The sequence below is a fragment of the Pseudomonas putida group bacterium ESBL64 genome (genome assembly GCF_045277175.1).
GTDB classification, from domain to species: domain Bacteria; phylum Pseudomonadota; class Gammaproteobacteria; order Pseudomonadales; family Pseudomonadaceae; genus Aquipseudomonas; species Aquipseudomonas alloputida.
Genome location: NZ_CP145799.1, coordinates 5,297,668 through 5,316,711, shown reverse-complemented (window position 1 = coordinate 5,316,711; position 19,044 = coordinate 5,297,668). Strand labels below are relative to the sequence as shown.

Below are 19,044 nucleotides of genomic sequence, written 5' to 3'. Positions count from 1 at the left end.
GGCCCCGCAATATGCAGAACCCGTGGTAATCCTGCAGGAGCGGGTTTACCCGCGAAGAGGCCAGGCCTGCTTACAAGGTTCAGCGCTTTTTCTTGTCATACAGCCGCGGCGCCCCTTCGGGCCGCGACTTGAACCGCCGGTGCGCCCACAGGTATTGCTCGGGGCACTCGCGCAACACACGTTCAACCCATTGGTTGATGCGCAGGCAGTCGGCTTCCTCGCTCTCGCCGGGGAAGTCCGTCAGCGGCGGGTGGATGACCAGACGATAGCCGCTGCCATCCTCCAGGCGCTTCTGGGTGAACGGAATCACCTGCGCCTTGCCCAGCCGGGCAAACTTGGTGGTAGCGGTGACCGTCGCTGCGGGGATGCCAAACAACGGTACGAAGATGCTCTGTTTGGCGCCGTAGTCCTGGTCCGGTGCGTACCAGATCGCCCGGCCCGAACGCAGCAGTTTGAGCATGCCACGCACGTCCTCGCGCTCCACCGCCAGCGAATCAAGGTTGTGACGCTCGCGGCCGCTGCGCTGGATGAAGTCGAACAGTGCATTGCCGTGTTCGCGGTACATGCCGTCGATCGTGTGCTGCTGGCCGAGCAGCGCGGCGCCGATTTCCAGGGTAGTGAAGTGCACCGCCATGAGGATCGCGCCCTGCCCCGCCTGCTGGGCGGCCTGCAGGTGCTCAAGGCCCTCGATATGAGCCAGGCGCGCCAGCCTGGCCTTGGGCCACCACCAGCTCATGGCCATTTCGAAGAAGGCGATGCCGGTAGAGGCGAAGTTGGCCTTGAGCAAACGCTGCCGTTCGTCGATCGACAGCTCCGGGAAGCACAGCTCCAGGTTGCGCGCGGCGATGCGCCGACGTTCACCGGCAAAGCAATACATGACGGCGCCCAGCGCGGCACCGATCTTCAGCAGCACCCGGTACGGCAACTGAACCACCAGCCACAGCAGGCCCAGGCCCAGCCAAAGGCCCCAGAACTTGGGGTGAAGGTAATAGGGACGAAAACGCGGGCGTTCCATTGAAGCATCCGGAAAGACAAAGGCCGCGCATTCTACAACGGATCAGCGCATGTTGCGGGCAACCGGTGTTCTCGTTATAAGTCAGGGCACTTTTTTCGCAACAAGCCGTCTATGCAGACCATGAGCCCAAACCACACACCCGACACCGCCTCCGTGTTCCAGCTCAAGGGCAGCATGCTCGCCATTACGGTACTGGAACTGGCGCGCAATGACCTTGAAGCCCTCGACCGCCAATTGGCGGCCAAAGTCGCCCAGGCCCCGAACTTCTTCAGCAATACACCGCTGGTGCTGGCGCTGGACAAGCTGCCGGCCAACGAAGGGGCAATCGACCTGCCCGGCTTGATGCGGATCTGCCGACACCACGGCCTGCGTACCCTGGCCATCCGCGCCAACCGCATCGAGGACATCGCCGCCGCGATCGCCATCGACCTGCCGGTGCTGCCGCCCTCGGGGGCCCGCGAACGGCCGTTGGAGCCCGAGCCCGAGGTAGTCAAAAAGCCCGAACCGGCCCCTGCCCCGGCGCCAGCGCCTGCCCCTGAACCCGAGGTGCGCCCGACCCGCATCATTACTTCGCCAGTACGCGGCGGCCAACAGATCTATGCTCAGGGCGGTGATCTGGTGGTGACGGGTTCGGTCAGCCCAGGTGCGGAACTTCTGGCCGATGGCAACATCCATGTGTACGGCGCCATGCGCGGCCGCGCCCTGGCCGGCATCAAAGGCAACACCAAGGCGCGTATCTTCTGCCAGCAGATGACCGCCGAAATGGTCTCGATCGCCGGCCAGTACAAAGTCTGCGAGGACCTGCGCCGGGATCCGCTGTGGGGGACCAGCGTGCAAGTCAGCCTGTCTGGTGACGTGTTGAACATCACCCGTCTTTAACGGATACTTGCCAGCATTTTTAGAGCAACTTTTTTACCGTTGCCTTTATTTAGCTATTTCAGTTTTTTGCAGGGACAAGTGTCCCGACTATTTTTAGGGGTGAAACACCTTGGCCAAGATTCTCGTGGTTACTTCCGGCAAGGGGGGTGTGGGCAAGACCACTACCAGCGCCGCCATTGGTACCGGCCTCGCACTGCGCGGCCACAAGACCGTCATTGTCGACTTCGACGTGGGCCTGCGTAACCTCGACCTGATCATGGGCTGCGAACGCCGCGTGGTGTACGACTTCGTCAACGTGGTCAACGGCGAAGCCAACCTGCAACAGGCCCTGATCAAGGACAAGCGCCTCGAGAACCTGTACGTGCTGGCCGCCAGCCAGACCCGTGACAAGGACGCGCTGACCCAGGAAGGCGTGGAAAAGGTACTGATGGACCTGAAGAAGGACTTCGAGTACGTCATCTGCGACTCGCCGGCCGGTATCGAAAAAGGTGCTCACCTGGCCATGTACTTCGCTGACGAAGCCATCGTGGTGACCAACCCGGAAGTTTCGTCGGTACGTGACTCCGACCGCATGCTGGGTATTCTGTCGAGCAAGTCGCGCCGCTCCGAAAACGGTGAAGAGCCGATCAAGGAGCATTTGCTGATCACCCGCTACCACCCGGAGCGCGTCGTCAAAGGCGAAATGCTGAGCGTGGCCGACGTGGAAGAAATCCTGTCGATCAAACTCAAGGGTGTGATCCCGGAATCGCAGGCCGTCCTCAAGGCGTCCAACCAAGGTATCCCGGTCATTCTCGATGACCAGAGCGATGCCGGCCAGGCCTACAGTGATGCGGTCGACCGCCTGCTGGGCAAAGAGAAGCCGATGCGCTTCATCGATGTACAGAAGAAGGGATTCTTCGAGCGCATTTTCGGGAGCAAATAAACCATGAACCTTTTTGACTTCTTTCGTGGCAGACAGAAACAGACCAGCGCGTCGGTAGCGAAAGAGCGTCTACAGATCATCGTGGCGCACGAGCGCGGCCAACGCAGCGAACCGGACTACCTGCCCGCGCTGCAGAAAGAACTGCTGGAAGTGATCCGCAAATATGTGAACATCGGCAACGATGATGTGCATATCGAGCTGGAAAACCAGGGCAGCTGCTCGATTCTGGAGCTGAACATCACCCTGCCGGATCGCTGATCCGCGTAGTCGACAATTTGGGGCTGCCTTGCAGCCCTTCGCGGGCAAGCCCGCTCCTACAGGGGAATGCATAGCCTTTGTAGGAGCGGGCTTGCCCGCGAAGGGCCGCAAAGCGGCCCCAGCGTTTACTGCTATTTTCGTGAGACCTGTAATGCCGCTGTCGAATGTCCAGATCCTCTTCGAAGACGCCGCCATCCTGGTGATCAACAAACCGACCCTGCTGCTGTCGGTACCTGGCCGTGCCGAGGACAACAAGGACTGCCTGATCACCCGCCTGCAGGAAAACGGCTACCCCGATGCGCTGATCGTGCACCGTCTGGACTGGGAAACCTCCGGCATCATCCTGCTGGCCCGCGATGCCGACAGCCACCGCGAGCTGTCGCGCCAGTTTCACGACCGTGAAACCGAAAAAGCCTACACCGCACTGTGCTGGGGCCAGCCGGCGCTGGACAGCGGCAGCATCGACCTGCCACTGCGCTACGACCCACCGACCAAACCACGGCATGTGGTGGACCACGAGCAGGGCAAACACGCCCTGACCTTCTGGCGTATCGTCGAACGCTGCGGCGATTACTGTCGGGTGGAGCTGACGCCGATTACCGGGCGTTCGCACCAGCTGCGCGTGCACATGCTGTCGATCGGGCACCCGCTGCTGGGTGATCGGCTGTACGCCAACCCGCAAGCCCTGGCGGCCCATGAGCGGCTGTGCCTGCATGCCTCGATGCTGAGCTTTACCCACCCGGTGTCCGGGCAGCGGTTGAAGTTCGAGTGCCCGGCACCGTTCTGATTTCGCAGGGCCTGTACCGGCCTCTTCGCGGCTGAAGCCGCCCCCACAGGGACCGCGCTGCGCTCAGGGGCTGTGTAATACCTGTGGTAGCAGCGTTAGCCGCGAAGATGCAGACACAAATTGTCGACATTCTGCGTTAAACTCGCGCCACTGCTGTCTGGAGTGAGCTATGCGCGACGCACTGAATACCGGCCTCATCGAATTTCTCAAGGCCTCCCCCACGCCCTTCCATGCCACCGCCAGCCTGGTCCAGCGCCTTGAGGCGGCCGGCTACAAGCGCCTGGACGAGCGCGACAGTTGGGACCCCGAGACTGGCGGCCGCTACTACGTCACCCGCAACGATTCTTCAATCATCGCCATCAAACTGGGCAAGCAGTCGCCGCTGCTCAATGGCATCCGTATGGTCGGCGCCCACACTGACAGCCCGTGCTTGCGGGTCAAGCCTCAGCCCGAGCTGCAGCGCCAGGGTTTCCTGCAACTGGGCGTGGAAGTGTATGGCGGCGCGTTGCTGGCACCCTGGTTCGACCGCGACCTGTCGCTGGCCGGCCGCGTCACCTACCGCCGTGACGGCAAGGTCGAAAGCCAGCTGATCGACTTCAAGCTGCCAATCGCGATCATCCCCAACCTGGCGATCCACCTGAACCGTACCGCCAACGAAGGCTGGGCGATCAACCCGCAGAACGAACTGCCCCCTATCCTCGCCCAAGTGGCCGGTGACGAACGCATCGACTTCCGCGCCCTGCTCACCGAGCAACTGGCCCGCGAGCACGAGCTGATCGCCGACGTGGTGCTGGACTACGAGCTGAGCTTCTATGACACGCAAGACGCCGCGCTGATCGGTCTGAATGGCGACTTCATCGCCGGCGCCCGCCTGGACAACCTGCTGTCGTGCTACGCCGGTTTGCAGGCCCTGCTGGCCGCCGACAGCGACGAGACCTGTGTGCTGGTGTGCAACGACCACGAAGAAGTCGGCAGTTGCTCGGCCTGTGGTGCCGATGGCCCGATGCTGGAGCAGACCCTGCAGCGCCTGCTACCCGATGGCGACACCTATGTGCGCACCCTCCAGCGCTCGCTGATGGTATCGGCCGACAACGCCCACGGCGTGCACCCCAACTATGCCGACAAGCATGACGGCAACCACGGGCCGAAGCTCAACGCCGGGCCCGTGATCAAAGTGAACAACAACCAGCGTTACGCCACCAACAGCGAGACTGCCGGGTTCTTCCGCCACTTGTGCATGGCCGAGGAAGTACCGGTGCAGAGCTTTGTGGTGCGCAGCGACATGGGCTGTGGCTCGACCATCGGGCCGATCACCGCCAGCCACCTGGGTGTGCGCACGGTAGACATCGGTTTGCCGACCTTTGCCATGCACTCCATTCGCGAGCTGTGCGGCAGCCATGACCTGGCGCACCTGGTGAAGGTACTGACCGCGTTCTACCGTAGCCGCGAACTGCCTTGATGTAAGCAGGCCCGGCCTATTCGCGGCGGTTCGACGCGAATAGGCCGAGCCTGCTTACACATGCTCAAGGTCAATCACGCCTCGCTTGCCAAGCGCTATGCTTGTTACATGGCCCCACTGCAAAAGGATTGCTGTCCATGTCCCCGTTCCTGTCACTGTTCGTCCCGGTGTTCCTGTTCCTGATGCTGCTGACCATCGGCTTCAGCATGCGCGAACGCAACATCGGTGTACTGATGATGTGGGTCGGCACCTTGGGTATTTTCGGCCTCACCTGTTGGAAGATCCTTGAGAAACTGCCGACATAAACCTCTACACTCGGTCAATCGTTTGACCTGAGGTAGATTTGCCAGTGCCTGCCCTCCTGCGTTACCTGTTCCTGTTGCTTTTGCTGTTCATCGCCCCGGTACAAGCGGCGGGCTTGCCTGGCCTGCTGGGCGGCAGCGCGCCCGCGCAGCCAGAAGCCACCGAGCCGCTGGGCAAGTCGCTGGACGAGGTGATCAAGAACCTCGAAAACGACCAGCAACGGGCCAAGCTGCTGGCCGACCTGAAAAAACTGCGCGACGCCACCCGGCAATCGCAACCCAGCGTTGAACAGGGCGTGCTCGGCCTGATCGGCGGTGCCCTGCATGACTTTGAAAAACAGTTCAGCGGCGATGCCAGTCCATTCCACCGCTGGGCCGCGGAAATCGAACAAGCCCAGGCCGAACTGACCGAGCTGGTGGTGCCCGTGCACCAGTGGCCGCCAATCCTGTTCGGTTTTGCTGCAGTGATTGTCGTGTGGAGTGTGCTGGCCTACGCCTTCAACTGGGTCGGCCATCGGGTACGCCTGCGCTTTGGCCTGAGCGAAGAACTGCCACAGCACCCGCGTACCTGGGACCTGGTGCGCTTTGCCTTGCGCAAGCTCGGCCCCTGGCTGGTAGCGCTGGTGTTCACGGTGTACCTGAGTTTCGTGCTGCCGCCATCGCTGGGCAAATCCCTGGCCATGGTGCTGGCCTACGCACTGGTGGTCGGCACCTGCTTTTCGGCCATTTGCGTCATCGCCTTTTCCTTGCTGGACGGCCCACACCGCCACCGCGCCCTGCACATCCTGCGGCGCCAGGCGTTTCGCCCGTTGTGGCTGATCGGCAGCTTCGCCGCGTTTGGCGAGGCGATGAGCGATCCACGCATGCTGGTTGCCCTCGGTACCCACCTGGCCCACGCCCTGGCTACCCTGGCCAATGTGATTGCGGCACTGTGCACCGGGCTGTTCATCCTGCGCTTTCGCAGGCCGATCGCCCACCTGATCCGCAACCAGCCACTGTCGCGGCGCCTGACCCGACGCACCCTCAGCGATACCATCGAGATCCTCGGCAGCTTCTGGTTCATTCCGGCGCTGATCCTGGTGGCCATTTCGCTGTTCGCCACCTTCGTCTCCGCTGGCGACACCAGCACCGCACTGCGGCAGTCGCTGATGTGCACGGTGCTGGTGGTGGTGTGCATGGTGCTTAACGGCCTGGTGCGCCGCCATGCCGCCAACCCCAAGCGGGCCAGCAAGCGCCAGGCGGTGTACACCGAGCGCCTGCGCAACTTCGGCTACCTGCTGGTGCACCTGTTCATCTGGCTGGTGTTCATCGAGTTGGGCCTGCGTGTGTGGGGCGTGTCGATGATCAGCTTCGCCGAGGGCGACGGCCATGACATCAGCCTGCGCCTGCTGGGCCTGGCCGGCACACTGATCGTGGCCTGGCTGGTGTGGATCCTTGCCGACACCGCCGTACACCATGCCCTGGTGCGCTCGCGCCGGGGGCTGGCCAACGCCCGTGCGCAAACCATGATGCCGTTGATCCGCAACGTGATGTTCGTGGTTATCTTCATCATTGCGGTCATCGTCGCCCTGGCCAACATGGGCATGAACGTCACCCCGCTGCTGGCCGGTGCCGGTGTGATCGGCCTGGCCATCGGTTTTGGCGCCCAGTCGCTGGTGGCCGACCTGATCACCGGCCTGTTCATCATCATCGAAGATTCGCTGGCCATCGACGACTACGTGGATGTCGGCGGCCACCTGGGCACGGTGGAAGGGTTGACCATTCGTACCGTGCGCCTGCGCGACATCGACGGCATTGTGCATACCATCCCGTTCAGCGAAATCAAGAGCATCAAGAACTACTCGCGGGAGTTCGGCTACGCGATCTTCCGCGTGGCAATCCCGCACAGCATGAACATCGACCAGGCGATCACGCTGGTTCGCGAAGTGGGGCAGAAGCTGCGCAATGACCCACTGATGCGCCGCAATATCTGGTCGCCGCTGGAGCTACAGGGGGTGGAGAGCTTCGAGTCAGGGTCGGCGATCTTGCGGGCGCGGTTCAAGACCGCACCGATCAAGCAGTGGGAGGTGTCGCGGGCGTTCAACCTGGCCTTGAAGCGGCAGCTGGATGAAGCCGGGCTGGACCTGGCGACGCCGCGGTTGTCGGTGCAGGTGGTGACAGCCGGTGGGGGTGGGATGACAGAGGCCCGCTCGTAGGAGCGGGTTTACCCGCGAAGAAGGCAACACCTCATCCAGCCTGGGCCCGAATGCGGATCGCATCATGCCGCCAATACTCGAGGTCACAGTCGATCAAGTGCCCATGCTGGTCGCTGTTGACCCGGGTAATGTGCAACCCCGGGCTGCCCGCCGACACTTTCAAAGCGCTTGCCGCCTCCACCGGCAACGCTGTCGGCAGGATCTCGAAGCACACCTGCCCGTACTCGATGCCATACACCCGCCCATAAATCTCGGTCAGTGACTGCGCCAGGTCGTGTTCGAGAATGCCTGGAAAGTACCGGGGGTTCAGGTAATGCTCGGCATACAGCACCGCCCGCCCGTCAATCCGCCGTAACCGGCAGACGCGCACCACGCTGGACAACGCCGGCAGCTGCAAGCGTGCACAGATGGCCGCCGAAGCCGGCTGCAGCCTCGCCGACAGCAGTTCGGTACTGGCCACCCGCCCCTGATCGCGCACCATGGCATGGAAATGGCTGCGCTCGATGAGGTCGTAGGTCAAGCGCTGCGGCGCAACGAACCAGCCTCGGCGCTCTTCGCGGTAAATCAAGCCTTGGGCCTCCAGCTGCACCAACGCCTCACGCAGGGTAATGCGCGTGGTGTCGAACACCTCGCTGAGCCGCCGCTCGGCCGGCAGCTTGCCGCCCGGCGCCAGCAGGCCATGCTCGATCTGCTCCTGCAGGGCATGGCAGATGGCTGTTACCGCACGCGGGGGCGTCGACTGCATCGAAAGGTTACCTATCTGGACTAGTCCAGCCCCATCACAGGGCAGGTTGAGAATAGTGCAAGCCTATGCAGGGCTGATGAACATCCTGTGACAAAGCTTGGGCCAGGCACTGCCAGAAACGCGCCAAGCCAGCAGAACCGGGGCGATTACCTGGTCTACGCTGTAGCTTCAGGGCCCTTGCCGGCCCCCTCCCTACATCAAACTGTCACGCAAGCGGCCTACCTTGGCTCAAGGTTTGCTGACCTAGACCAAAGGTGCCAGTCAAAGGCTTGCAACGGCTTTACCCAGAACAACGATCGCAAAGGCACCCACCCAAAGGAGCTTCGGATGAAAAAGTTCTTCATGGCGTCACTGCTTGGTTCGGCCATCGCGTTGTGCACCACGGCCATGGCCGCCGGCACTGACCTCAAGGCCCTGGAAGACGCCGCCCGCAAGGAAGGCACTGTCAACAGCGTGGGCATGCCCGACGCCTGGGCCAACTGGAAAGGCACCTGGGAAGACCTGGCCAGCAAGTACGGCCTCAAGCACAGCGACACCGACATGAGCTCGGCCCAGGAACTGGCCAAGTTCGAAGCCGAGAAGGACAACGCCAGCGCCGACATCGGTGACGTGGGTGCGGCCTTCGGCCCGATCGCGGTGACCAAGGGCGTCAGCCAGCCTTACAAGCCAAGCACCTGGGACCAGGTGCCGGAATGGGCCAAGGACAAGGACGGCCACTGGGCGCTGGCCTATACCGGCACCATCGCTTTCATCATCAACAAGGACCTGGTCAAGGAAGAGGAACGGCCGAAAACCTGGCATGACCTGGAAAAAGGCAAGTACAAGGTCGCTATTGGCGACGTCGGCACAGCAGCCCAGGCCGCCAACGGTGTGCTGGCTGCGGCCATCGCCTACAAAGGTGACGAGACCAACGTGGCGCCAGGCCTGCAACTGTTTACCAAGCTGGCGCAGCAGAAGCGCCTGTCGCTGGCCAACCCGACCATCCAGACACTGGAGAAGGGCGAGGTGGAAGTTGGCGTGGTGTGGGATTTCAACGGCCTGAGCTACCGTGAACAGATAGACCCAAAACGTTTTGAAGTGCTGATCCCCTCGGACGGCTCGGTGATTTCCGGCTATACCACGGTCATCAACAAGTACGCCAAGCACCCCAACGCGGCCAAGCTGACCCGTGAATACATCTTCAGCGACGCCGGGCAGATCAACCTGGCCAAGGGCCATGCGCGGCCGATCCGGGCCGAGCACCTGAAGCTGCCGGCAGATGTGCAGGCCAAGCTGCTGCCTAACGAGCAGTACGGTGCCGCCCAGCCGATCAAGAATGCCGAAGCCTGGGAAGCCACCTCGAAGAAACTGCCGCAGATGTGGCAGGAGCAGGTGATCATCGAGATGGAGTAAGGGGCTGGGCTTTGTAGCGCCTGATCCGGCCCTTTCGCGGGTAAACCCGCTCCTACACAGGGATACGCGATACATGTAGGAGCGGGTTTACCCGCGAAGGTGCCAACGCGGTTCATGACTGGAGAAAACATGCAACACAACGTCATCCTGGTCCTGCTTGACGGCCTCAACTACCAGGTCGCCCACCATGCGATGGGCCACCTGCACGCCTACGTCGAAGCAGATCGCGCCGCGCTGTACCGCGTGGAATGCGAGCTGCCATCGCTGTCGCGGCCGCTGTACGAATGCATCCTCACCGGCGTGCCGCCGATCGACAGCGGCATCGTGCACAACAACATCAACCGCCTGTCCAACCAACGCAGCGTGTTTCACTACGCACGCGAGGCCAACCTGGGCACCGCAGCGGCCGCCTACCACTGGATGAGCGAGCTGTACAACCGCTCGCCCTTCGACCCGCAGCGTGACCGCCACACCCACGCGCCGAAGCTGCCGATCCAGCACGGGCTGTTCTACTGGGACGACCGCTACCCCGATTCGCACCTTCTGGCCGATGGCGAGTACCTGCGCCGCCGTCACGCCCCCAACTTCCTGCTGGTGCACCCGATGAGCGTTGACGACGTGGGTCACCGCCACGGCCTGGACAGCAGCCAGTATCGCAACGCTGCGCGCAGCGTTGACATTCTGCTGGCCGACTACCTGCCTGGCTGGCTCGAAGAGGGCTATCAGGTATTGGTCACCGCCGACCACGGCATGAACAACGACCGCTCGCACAACGGCCTGCTGGCTGAAGAACGTGAGGTGCCGCTGTTCGTCTTCGGCGACGCCTTCAGCCTGGACCCGGCCGCCAAGCCGCTGCAAACCGAGCTGTGCGGCACCATCTGCGAGCTGCTGGGCGCCGCGCACGACAAGACGGTTTGCCGGGAGTTGCTGAAGTGAATGGCGGCATACGTGGCCGCTACCTGGCCCTGCTCTGCCTGCTGCCGTTCGCCGTGTTCTTCGTCATTTTCCAGGTCGCCCCGCTGGCCTGGGTGGCGATCAACAGCCTGCAATCGGAGGCCGGCTGGGGCATCGATAACTTCAGCAAGGTGTTCGCCTCCAAGTTCTACCTGCAGGCGTTGCAACGCAGCCTTGAAATCAGCTTCTGGTCGAGCGTGTTCGGCATCGTCATCGCTACCCTCGGCGCCTACTCGCTGCGCCAGGTGGACTCGAAGCTGCGCGATTTCGTCAGCGCCTTCGCCAACATGACCAGCAACTTTGCCGGCGTACCGCTGGCCTTTGCCTTCATCATCCTGCTTGGCTTCAACGGCGCGCTGACGCTGCTGCTGAAGCAGGTCGGCCTGCTGGAAGACTTCAGTATCTATTCCAAAAGCGGGTTGATCCTGGTGTACACCTACTTCCAGATCCCGCTGGGCGTATTGCTGCTGTACCCCGCCTTCGACGCCCTGCGCGAAGACTGGCGCGAGTCAGCCGCGCTGCTGGGCGCCAACCACTGGCAGTACTGGCGACACATCGGCCTGCCGGTGCTGGCCCCGGCACTGCTGGGCACCTTCGTCATCCTGCTGGCCAACGCCCTGGGCGCCTACGCCACCGTGTACGCACTGACCACCGGCAACTTCAACGTACTGCCGATCCGCATCGCCGGCCTGGTGGCGGGCGACATCAGCCTTGATCCGAACCTGGCCAGCGCCCTGGCGATGGTGCTGGTGGGGCTGATGACGCTGGTCACGGTGGTGCATCAATGGCTGCTGAAAAGGAGCTACCATGCGCGCTGACATCCGTTCCGGCGGCTGGTACCACCGCCTCGTGGTCTACCTGCTGTTCCTGATCCTGCTGCTGCCCCTGGCCGGCACCCTCCTCTACTCGCTGGCCACCAGCTGGTCGGCGAGCCTGCTGCCCAGTGGCCTGACCCTGAAGTGGTATGCGGCGCTGTGGAGCGAGCCGCGCTTCCTCGCGGCCTTCGGCCAGTCGCTGCTGGTGTGCGTAGGCGCGCTGCTGCTGTCGGTGGTGCTGATCTTGCCACTGCTGTTCGTGGTGCATTACCACTTCCCGCGGCTCGACGCGCTGATGAACATCCTCATTCTGCTGCCTTTCGCGGTCCCGCCGGTGGTGTCGTCGGTGGGGCTGCTGCAGCTGTATGGCAGCGGGCCGATGGCCATGGTCGGCACACCGTGGATCCTGATCGGCTGCTACTTCACCATCGCCCTGCCGTTCATGTACCGGGCCATCACCAACAACCTGCAGGCCATCAACCTGCGCGACCTGATGGACGCTGCGCAGTTGCTCGGCGCCAGCACCTGGCAGGCCGCACTGCTGGTGGTGCTGCCGAACCTGCGCCAGGGCCTGATGGTGGCAGTGCTGCTGTCGTTCTCGTTCCTGTTCGGCGAATTCGTGTTTGCCAATCTGCTGGTCGGCACCCGCTACGAGACCCTGCAGGTGTACCTGAACAACATGCGCAACAGCAGCGGCCACTTCAACAGCGCGCTGGTCATCTCCTACTTCGCCTTCGTGCTGGTACTGACCTGGGTCGCCAACCGCCTGAACAAGGACAAGACCTGACATGAGCTTCGTCAGCGTACAGAAACTGCAGAAAAGCTACGCCGGCAGCCCGGTGTTCGAGCGCATCGACTGCCACATCGAACGCGGCGAATTCGTCACCCTGCTCGGCCCGTCCGGCTGCGGCAAGTCCACCCTGCTGCGCTGCATTGCCGGGCTGACCTCGGTGGACAGCGGGCAGATACTGCTCGACGGCCACGACATCGTGCCGCTAAGCCCGCAAAAGCGTGGCATCGGCATGGTGTTCCAGAGCTACGCGCTGTTCCCTAACATGACCGTGGAGCAGAATGTCGCCTTCGGCCTGCGCATGCAGAAGGTCAAGGCCGATGAAAGCCAGCTGCGGGTACGCGAGGTGCTGGAGTTGGTGGAGCTGGGCAAGTTCGCCGGGCGCTACCCGCACCAGCTTTCCGGTGGCCAGTGCCAGCGCGTGGCCCTGGCACGCTCACTGGTCACCCGCCCGCGCCTGCTGCTGCTCGACGAACCGTTGTCGGCGCTGGATGCGCGTATCCGCAAGCACCTGCGCGAGCAGATTCGCGCCATCCAGCGCGAACTGGGGCTGACCACCATATTCGTCACTCACGATCAGGAGGAAGCGCTGACCATGTCCGACCGCATCTTCCTGATGAACCAGGGGCGCATCGTCCAGAGCGGCGATGCCGAAACCCTCTACACCGCCCCCGTGGACCTGTTTGCCGCCGGCTTCATCGGCAACTACAACCTGCTCGACGCCGACAGCGCCAGCCGCCTGCTGCAGCGCCCGGTGGCCAGCCGCCTGGCGATCCGCCCAGAGTCGATCACCCTAGGCGTGCACGGCGAGCTGGACGCCGAGGTGCGCAGCCACAGCCTGCTGGGCAACGTGATCCGCTACCGGGTGCGGGTGCGCGACGTGGAGCTGGTGGTCGATGTGCTCAACCGCTCGCCGGCCGACTTGCATGCGGACGGAAAACGGGTAAGCGTGTCGATCGACCCCACTGCGCTGCGGGAAGTGGCTTAAGGAGACTCAACACAATGGCACTGGCAATTTTCGATCTGGATGAAACCCTGATCCACGGCGACTGCGCATCACTGTGGAGCGAGCAGATGGCCCGGCTGGGCTGGGTCGACGGCAAGGATTTCCTGCGCCGCGACCATGAACTGATGGAAGCCTATGGCAGGGGCCACCTGCAGATGGAGGACTACATGGCCTTCAGCCTGGAGCCGATTGCCGGGCGTACCCTGGAAGAAGTCGAGCACCTGGTGGCACCGTGGGTCGAAGAAGTGATCGAGCCGATCATCTACGGTGACGCCTGCCGCTGCATTGCCAAGCACCGCAAGCGTGGGGATCGCATCCTGATCATTTCCGCTTCGGGGACGCACCTGGTCGGGCCGATTGCCGCGAGACTGGGCGTGGATGAATACCTGGCTATCGAGCTGGAGGCAGTGAACGGGGTGTACACCGGCAAGACCCACGGGGTGCTGACCTATCGTGAGGGCAAGATCACGCGGTTGCTGGAATGGCTGGATCAGGAGCAGGAGAACCTGGAGGGCGCGAGTTTCTATTCCGATTCGAGGAATGACTTGCCGTTGTTGTTGAGAGTGGATCACCCGCATGTGGTGAACCCGGACGCGGTGTTGCGCGAGCATGCCGAGATCAATGGGTGGCCGATTCTGAGCTGGAGCTGAAGGTATTTATGGGCTGTGCCGGCCCCTTCGCGGGTAAACCCGCTCCTACATCGCACAGTGTTCAAATTGTGGCGATCCCGATGTAGGAGCGGGTTTACCCGCGAAGGGGCCAGGCCTGCTTACACCAGGCTAGGGTCGATCACCATCACCAGCTTGCCCGACACCTGGTTGGTCTCCAGCTCGGCATACGCCGCCTGGGCAAACTCCACCGGGTAGGTATCGACCAGCTGCGGCGACAACCGCCCCTCGGCGAACAGCGGCCATACTTGCTGCTGCAGTTCGCGCAGCAACTCGGCCTTGAAGCCGTCATCACGGTTGCGCAGGGTGGAACCGGTAATTTCCAGACGCTTGCCCAGCACCTGGGCCAGGTCCAGTTCAAACTTGCGTCCGCCCATCAGGCCGATGATTACCCAGCGCCCGTCACGGGCCAGCAGCTTGAGGTTCAGCTCACCGTAGCCAGCGCCTACCGGGTCGAGAATCACATCGAACGGGCCGAAACCTTCCAGCGCGTCCAGGTTCTCGTTACGTACCACACCCCCCGCAGCGCCCAGCGCCTGGCAGTAGGCCAGGCGGTCCTGCGAACCGACGCTGACCCATACCGGGCTGCCGAACGCCTTGCACAGCTGGATGGCGGCCGAGCCAACGCCACTGGCGCCGGCGTGCACCAGCACCTTCTCGCCAGCCTTCACTGCACCGAGCTGGAAGATGTTCAGCCAGGCGGTGGCATACACCTCCGGCAACGCTGCCGCCTCATGCAGGCCAAGGCCTTCGGGTACCGGCAATACGTGACGGGCATCGACCACCACTTCCTCGGCCATGGCGCCGCTGGCCAGCAGGGCGCAAACGCGGTCACCCACGCGCCAGGCGGCACCAGCCCCCACCTCTTCAACCACCCCGGAACACTCCAGCCCCATGTATGGGCTGGCACCTGGTGGTGGCGGGTACAACCCTTTCATCTGCAGCAGGTCGGCGCGGTTCAGCCCCGCAGCGGCCACGCGAATGCGCACTTGGCCCGCGTCACAGGTCGGGCGTTCGGCCTCGACCCACTCCACATGTCCGTCAACGCCTTGCAATGCCTTCACAGTGCCTCCATAGTTGAATCATGACTGGGCCTGAGGTCGCTTACCTCAGGCCTTTTGCAGTATTTGCCCGGCTCCATGGAACCGGCAACGGAAAAGACGGCCTACTATGCGTGATCAATTGCCTCCACGTCGAATCAGCATGAAGCATTTCCTTCCAAGCACCGCACTGGCTGTGATGATCGGCCTGGGCAGCCTCACGCTCGGCGGCAATGCGGCGGCCGCCAACAAGTGGGACAGCCTGCAGCCAGACCGCGACGAGATCGTCGCCAGCCTCAACGTGGTGGAATTGCTCAAGCGCCACCACTACAGCAAGCCACCCCTGGACGATGCCCGTTCGGCCATTATCTACGACAGCTACATCAAGCTGCTGGACCCGGCGCGCAGCTACTTCACCGCTGCCGACATTGCCGAATTCGATAAATGGAAAACGCAATTCGACGATTTCCTCAAGAGCGGCAACCTGGACCCGGGCTTCACCATCTACAAGCGCTACCTCGACCGCGTCAAGCAACGCCTGGACTTCGCCCTGGCCGAGCTGAACAAGGGCGTGGACAAGATTGACTTCACCACCAAGGAAACCTTGCTGATCGACCGCAAGGACGCGCCGTGGATGAAGAACCAGGCCGAGCTCGACGACTTGTGGCGCAAACGCGTGAAAGACGAAGTGCTGCGCCAGAAGATCGCCGGCAAGGAACCCAAGCAGATCCAGGAAACCCTGATCAAGCGCTACAAGAACCAGCTCGCGCGCCTGGACCAGACCCGTGCCGAGGACATCTTCCAGGCCTACATCAACACCTTCGCCCAGTCCTACGACCCACACACCAACTACCTGTCGCCGGACAACGCCGAAAACTTCGACATCAACATGAGCCTGTCGCTCGAAGGCATTGGTGCAGTGCTGCAAAGCGACAACGACCAGGTCAAGATCGTGCGCCTGGTGCCAGCAGGCCCGGCAGCCAAGACCAAGCAGGTGGCCCCGGCCGACAAGATCATCGGCGTGGCCCAGGGCAACAAGGAAATGGTCGACGTGGTGGGCTGGCGCCTGGACGAAGTGGTCAAGCTGATCCGCGGCCCGAAAGGTTCGGTGGTGCGCCTGGAAATCATCCCGGCCAGCAATGCGCCTAGCGACCAGACCAGCAAAATTGTGTCGATCACCCGTGAAGCGGTGAAGCTTGAAGAACAGGCGGCGAAGAAGTCGGTGCTCAAGCTCAAGCAGGACGGGCGTGACTACAAGCTGGGCATCATCGAGATCCCGGCCTTCTACCTGGACTTCAAGGCCTACCGCGCTGGCGACCCGGAGTACAAGAGCACCACGCGTGACGTGAAGAAGCTGCTCACCGAACTGCAGAAAGAGAAAGTCGACGGCGTGGTCATCGACCTGCGCAACAACGGCGGCGGCTCGCTGCAGGAAGCCACCGAGCTGACCAGCCTGTTCATCGAGAAAGGCCCGACCGTGCTGGTACGCAACAGCGACGGCCGCGTCGACGTGCTGGAAGACGAAAACCCGGGGGCCTTCTACAAGGGCCCGCTGGCACTGCTGGTCAACCGCCTGTCGGCCTCGGCATCGGAGATCTTCGCCGGTGCCATGCAGGACTACCACCGCGCGCTGATCATCGGTGGCCAGACCTTCGGCAAAGGCACCGTGCAGACCATCCAGCCGCTCAACCATGGCGAGCTGAAGCTGACCCTGGCCAAGTTCTACCGGGTTTCCGGGCAGAGTACCCAGCATCAGGGGGTGCTGCCGGACATCGACTACCCCTCGATCATCGACACCAAGGAAATCGGCGAGAGCGCCCTGCCAGAGGCCATGCCGTGGGACACCATCCGCCCGGTGGTCAAGCCTGCGGCCGATCCGTTCAGGCCGTTCCTGGCCCAGCTCAAGGCGCAACATGAGGCGCGCAGCGACAAGGATGCCGAGTTCACCTACATCCGCGACCGCCTGGCCCTCACCCAGAAGCTGATGAACGAAAAAACCGTCAGCCTCAACGAGCAGGAACGCCGTGCACGCCACGACAGCATCGAGGCCAAGCAACTGGCGCTGGAAAACACCCGCCGCAAGGCCAAGGGTGAAGAACCGCTGAAAGAGCTGAAGAAAGAGGACGAAGACGCTCTGCCGGTCGAGGATGAAAACACCAAGCCGGAAGACGACGCTTACCTCGCGGAAACCGGTCGCATCCTGATCGACTACCTCAGTGCCAGCACCAAGGTGGCCAAGAAGTAAGGCACCTCAGCAATGATGGCAGAACAATGCGACCTGTCATCAAACAGTCATCGCGCTGTCGTGAAATATGAGGGCCGGGCATGCAGATGCCCGGCCCTCATTTTTCAGGAATCCATCATGACCGTTGCCGAACAGCTCAGTGCCTTGAGTGCCATCCTGGCTCAACGCCGTATTCACAGTCTGTTCCAGCCAATCATGTGCCTGAGTGAACATAGGGTGTTTGGCCATGAGGCGCTGAGCCGTGGCCCATCCAATAGCCCGCTGCATGCGCCGCTCAACCTGTTCACCATCGCCCGCCAGGCCGGCCGCCTGACCGAGTTGGAAGCCGCTTGCCGAGAAAGCGCCTGCCGACGCTTCAGCGAGCAGCAACTGCAGGGCAAACTGTTTCTCAACATCTCACCCGAATCGCTGCTGGAGCCGCACTACCCCTCTGGCCAGACCCTGAAACTGCTCGAACAGGTTGGCCTGCCGCCCAACCGGGTGGTGATCGAGTTGACCGAGCACACGCCCACCGACGACTTCCAGCTGCTGTCCAATGCCCTGCACCACTATCGCGACATGGGCTTCTCGATTGCCATCGACGATCTGGGCGCGGGCTATTCCAGCCTGCGCCTGTGGTCGGAGCTGCGCCCCGAGTACGTGAAGATCGACCGGCACTTCATTGACGGCATCCACCGTGACCCGCTCAAACGCGAGTTTGTTGGCTCTATCTTGCAGATCGCCCGGGCATCGAAGGCACAGGTGATTGCCGAGGGCATCGAGCTGGCGGAAGAGCTGGCGGTGCTGGTGGAGATGGGCGTGGACCTGGTGCAGGGTTATTTGCTAGGGCGGCCACAGGAGATGGGGGTACGCGACAGCGGGCTTTTACCAGCACTGACGCAGGTGCCACTCGCTGAACAACCGACAGTGCACTTGAATGCCACGATCGGGCAGCTGCTGGAGCTGTTTGGCCGATACCAGCACCTGGAGGCATTGGAAGTGGTGGATGCCCATGGCAGGGGGTGCGGGTTGATTCACAGGGATGCGCTGCCTGTGCCGGCCTCTTCGCGGGTGAACCCGCTCCTACAACAGCCTGATTCCAACCCCCGACGTGTGGCCACCACCGTGGTAGGAGCGGGTTTACCCGCGAATACGGTAGCGGCAGCAACGGTGAACGGCGGGTGGAGATTGGCCAGCAGGCCCGGCCCTTTCGCGGGTGAACCCGCTCCTACAACAGCCTGATTCCAACCCCCGATGTGTGGCCACCACCGTGGTAGGAGCGGGTTTACCCGCGAATATGGTAGCGGCGGCAACGGTGAACGGCGGGTGGAAATTGGCCAGCAGGCCCGGCCCTTTCGCGGGTGAACCCGCTCCTACAACAGCCTGATTCCAACCCCCGATGTTTGGCCACCACCGTGGTAGGAGCGGGTTTACCCGCGAATACGGTAGCGGCGGCAACGGTGAACGGCGGGTGGAAATTGGCCAGCAGGCCCGGCCCTTTCGCGGGTGAACCCGCTCCTACAACAGCCTGATTCCAACCCCCGATGTGTGGCCACCACCGTGGTAGGAGCGGGTTTACCCGCGAATACGGTA

Annotated in this window: 18 protein-coding genes; 15 read left to right on the top strand and 3 right to left on the bottom strand. The window is 62.6% G+C overall.

Annotated elements, in window-relative coordinates:
* Positions 1-79: 79 nt before the first annotated feature.
* The gene (locus V6093_RS24160; protein ID WP_003252578.1) at positions 80-1,015 is read right to left on the bottom strand and encodes a lipid A biosynthesis lauroyl acyltransferase; all 936 of its coding nucleotides are present in this window, start codon (positions 1,013-1,015) and stop codon (positions 80-82) included.
* Positions 1,016-1,126: 111 nt separating this feature from the next.
* Here V6093_RS24160 and minC point away from each other — a divergent pair, with 111 nt between their 5' ends.
* From minC to V6093_RS24125, 7 genes are all read left to right on the top strand, one after another.
* Positions 1,127-1,894 carry a septum site-determining protein MinC gene (minC, locus tag V6093_RS24155; RefSeq protein ID WP_017147884.1) on the top strand — a complete coding sequence of 256 codons (768 nt, stop codon included), beginning with the start codon at positions 1,127-1,129 and terminating at the stop codon, positions 1,892-1,894.
* A gap of 109 nt (positions 1,895-2,003) precedes the next feature.
* Positions 2,004-2,816, top strand: a complete 813-nt coding sequence (gene minD / locus V6093_RS24150) for a septum site-determining protein MinD (protein ID WP_003252574.1) — start codon at positions 2,004-2,006, stop codon at positions 2,814-2,816.
* A 3-nt stretch (positions 2,817-2,819) separates the two neighbouring features.
* Positions 2,820-3,074, top strand: coding sequence for a cell division topological specificity factor MinE (gene minE, locus V6093_RS24145; RefSeq protein WP_003252572.1), 255 nt, complete (start codon positions 2,820-2,822; stop codon positions 3,072-3,074).
* A 151-nt stretch (positions 3,075-3,225) separates the two neighbouring features.
* Entirely contained in the window at positions 3,226-3,861 is a 636-nt protein-coding gene (locus V6093_RS24140) for an RluA family pseudouridine synthase (RefSeq protein WP_003252569.1), read from the top strand.
* Positions 3,862-4,030: 169 nt separating this feature from the next.
* On the top strand, positions 4,031-5,320 hold the full coding sequence (locus V6093_RS24135) for a M18 family aminopeptidase (RefSeq protein WP_012053413.1): 1,290 nt from the start codon (positions 4,031-4,033) through the stop codon (positions 5,318-5,320).
* Between the two features lie 137 nt (positions 5,321-5,457).
* Positions 5,458-5,625 carry a hypothetical protein gene (locus V6093_RS24130; RefSeq protein ID WP_003252566.1) on the top strand — a complete coding sequence of 56 codons (168 nt, stop codon included), beginning with the start codon at positions 5,458-5,460 and terminating at the stop codon, positions 5,623-5,625.
* A 44-nt stretch (positions 5,626-5,669) separates the two neighbouring features.
* Positions 5,670-7,817 carry a mechanosensitive ion channel family protein gene (locus tag V6093_RS24125; protein ID WP_012053414.1) on the top strand — a complete coding sequence of 716 codons (2,148 nt, stop codon included), beginning with the start codon at positions 5,670-5,672 and terminating at the stop codon, positions 7,815-7,817.
* Positions 7,818-7,848: 31 nt separating this feature from the next.
* Here V6093_RS24125 and V6093_RS24120 read toward each other — a convergent pair whose 3' ends face one another.
* Complete coding sequence (locus V6093_RS24120) at positions 7,849-8,562, bottom strand: UTRA domain-containing protein (protein WP_003252562.1); 714 nt, start codon at positions 8,560-8,562, stop codon at positions 7,849-7,851.
* A 327-nt stretch (positions 8,563-8,889) separates the two neighbouring features.
* Here V6093_RS24120 and V6093_RS24115 point away from each other — a divergent pair, with 327 nt between their 5' ends.
* From V6093_RS24115 to V6093_RS24090, 6 genes are all read left to right on the top strand, one after another.
* Positions 8,890-9,954 carry an ABC transporter substrate-binding protein gene (locus tag V6093_RS24115; RefSeq protein ID WP_014860248.1) on the top strand — a complete coding sequence of 355 codons (1,065 nt, stop codon included), beginning with the start codon at positions 8,890-8,892 and terminating at the stop codon, positions 9,952-9,954.
* 129 nt (positions 9,955-10,083) lie between these two features.
* Positions 10,084-10,890 carry an alkaline phosphatase family protein gene (locus V6093_RS24110; RefSeq protein WP_003252558.1) on the top strand — a complete coding sequence of 269 codons (807 nt, stop codon included), beginning with the start codon at positions 10,084-10,086 and terminating at the stop codon, positions 10,888-10,890.
* The gene (locus tag V6093_RS24105) at positions 10,887-11,726 is read left to right on the top strand and encodes an ABC transporter permease subunit (protein WP_108078000.1); all 840 of its coding nucleotides are present in this window, start codon (positions 10,887-10,889) and stop codon (positions 11,724-11,726) included. The genes V6093_RS24110 and V6093_RS24105 overlap by 4 nt, the downstream gene beginning before the upstream one ends.
* Complete coding sequence (locus V6093_RS24100; RefSeq protein ID WP_003252553.1) at positions 11,716-12,510, top strand: ABC transporter permease; 795 nt, start codon at positions 11,716-11,718, stop codon at positions 12,508-12,510. The genes V6093_RS24105 and V6093_RS24100 overlap by 11 nt, the downstream gene beginning before the upstream one ends.
* A gap of 1 nt (position 12,511) precedes the next feature.
* On the top strand, positions 12,512-13,501 hold the full coding sequence (locus tag V6093_RS24095; RefSeq protein WP_003252548.1) for an ABC transporter ATP-binding protein: 990 nt from the start codon (positions 12,512-12,514) through the stop codon (positions 13,499-13,501).
* A gap of 14 nt (positions 13,502-13,515) precedes the next feature.
* On the top strand, positions 13,516-14,169 hold the full coding sequence (locus tag V6093_RS24090) for an HAD family phosphatase (protein WP_047605303.1): 654 nt from the start codon (positions 13,516-13,518) through the stop codon (positions 14,167-14,169).
* A gap of 119 nt (positions 14,170-14,288) precedes the next feature.
* Here V6093_RS24090 and V6093_RS24085 read toward each other — a convergent pair whose 3' ends face one another.
* Positions 14,289-15,251 carry an NAD(P)H-quinone oxidoreductase gene (locus tag V6093_RS24085; protein WP_003252545.1) on the bottom strand — a complete coding sequence of 321 codons (963 nt, stop codon included), beginning with the start codon at positions 15,249-15,251 and terminating at the stop codon, positions 14,289-14,291.
* A gap of 139 nt (positions 15,252-15,390) precedes the next feature.
* Here V6093_RS24085 and V6093_RS24080 point away from each other — a divergent pair, with 139 nt between their 5' ends.
* Both V6093_RS24080 and V6093_RS24075 read left to right on the top strand, forming a co-directional pair.
* A complete protein-coding gene (locus V6093_RS24080; protein ID WP_179052380.1) occupies positions 15,391-17,472 on the top strand; it encodes a carboxy terminal-processing peptidase in 2,082 nt (693 codons plus the stop codon).
* A 117-nt stretch (positions 17,473-17,589) separates the two neighbouring features.
* Complete coding sequence (locus tag V6093_RS24075) at positions 17,590-18,693, top strand: EAL domain-containing protein (protein ID WP_406669636.1); 1,104 nt, start codon at positions 17,590-17,592, stop codon at positions 18,691-18,693.
* Positions 18,694-19,044: the final 351 nt, after the last annotated feature.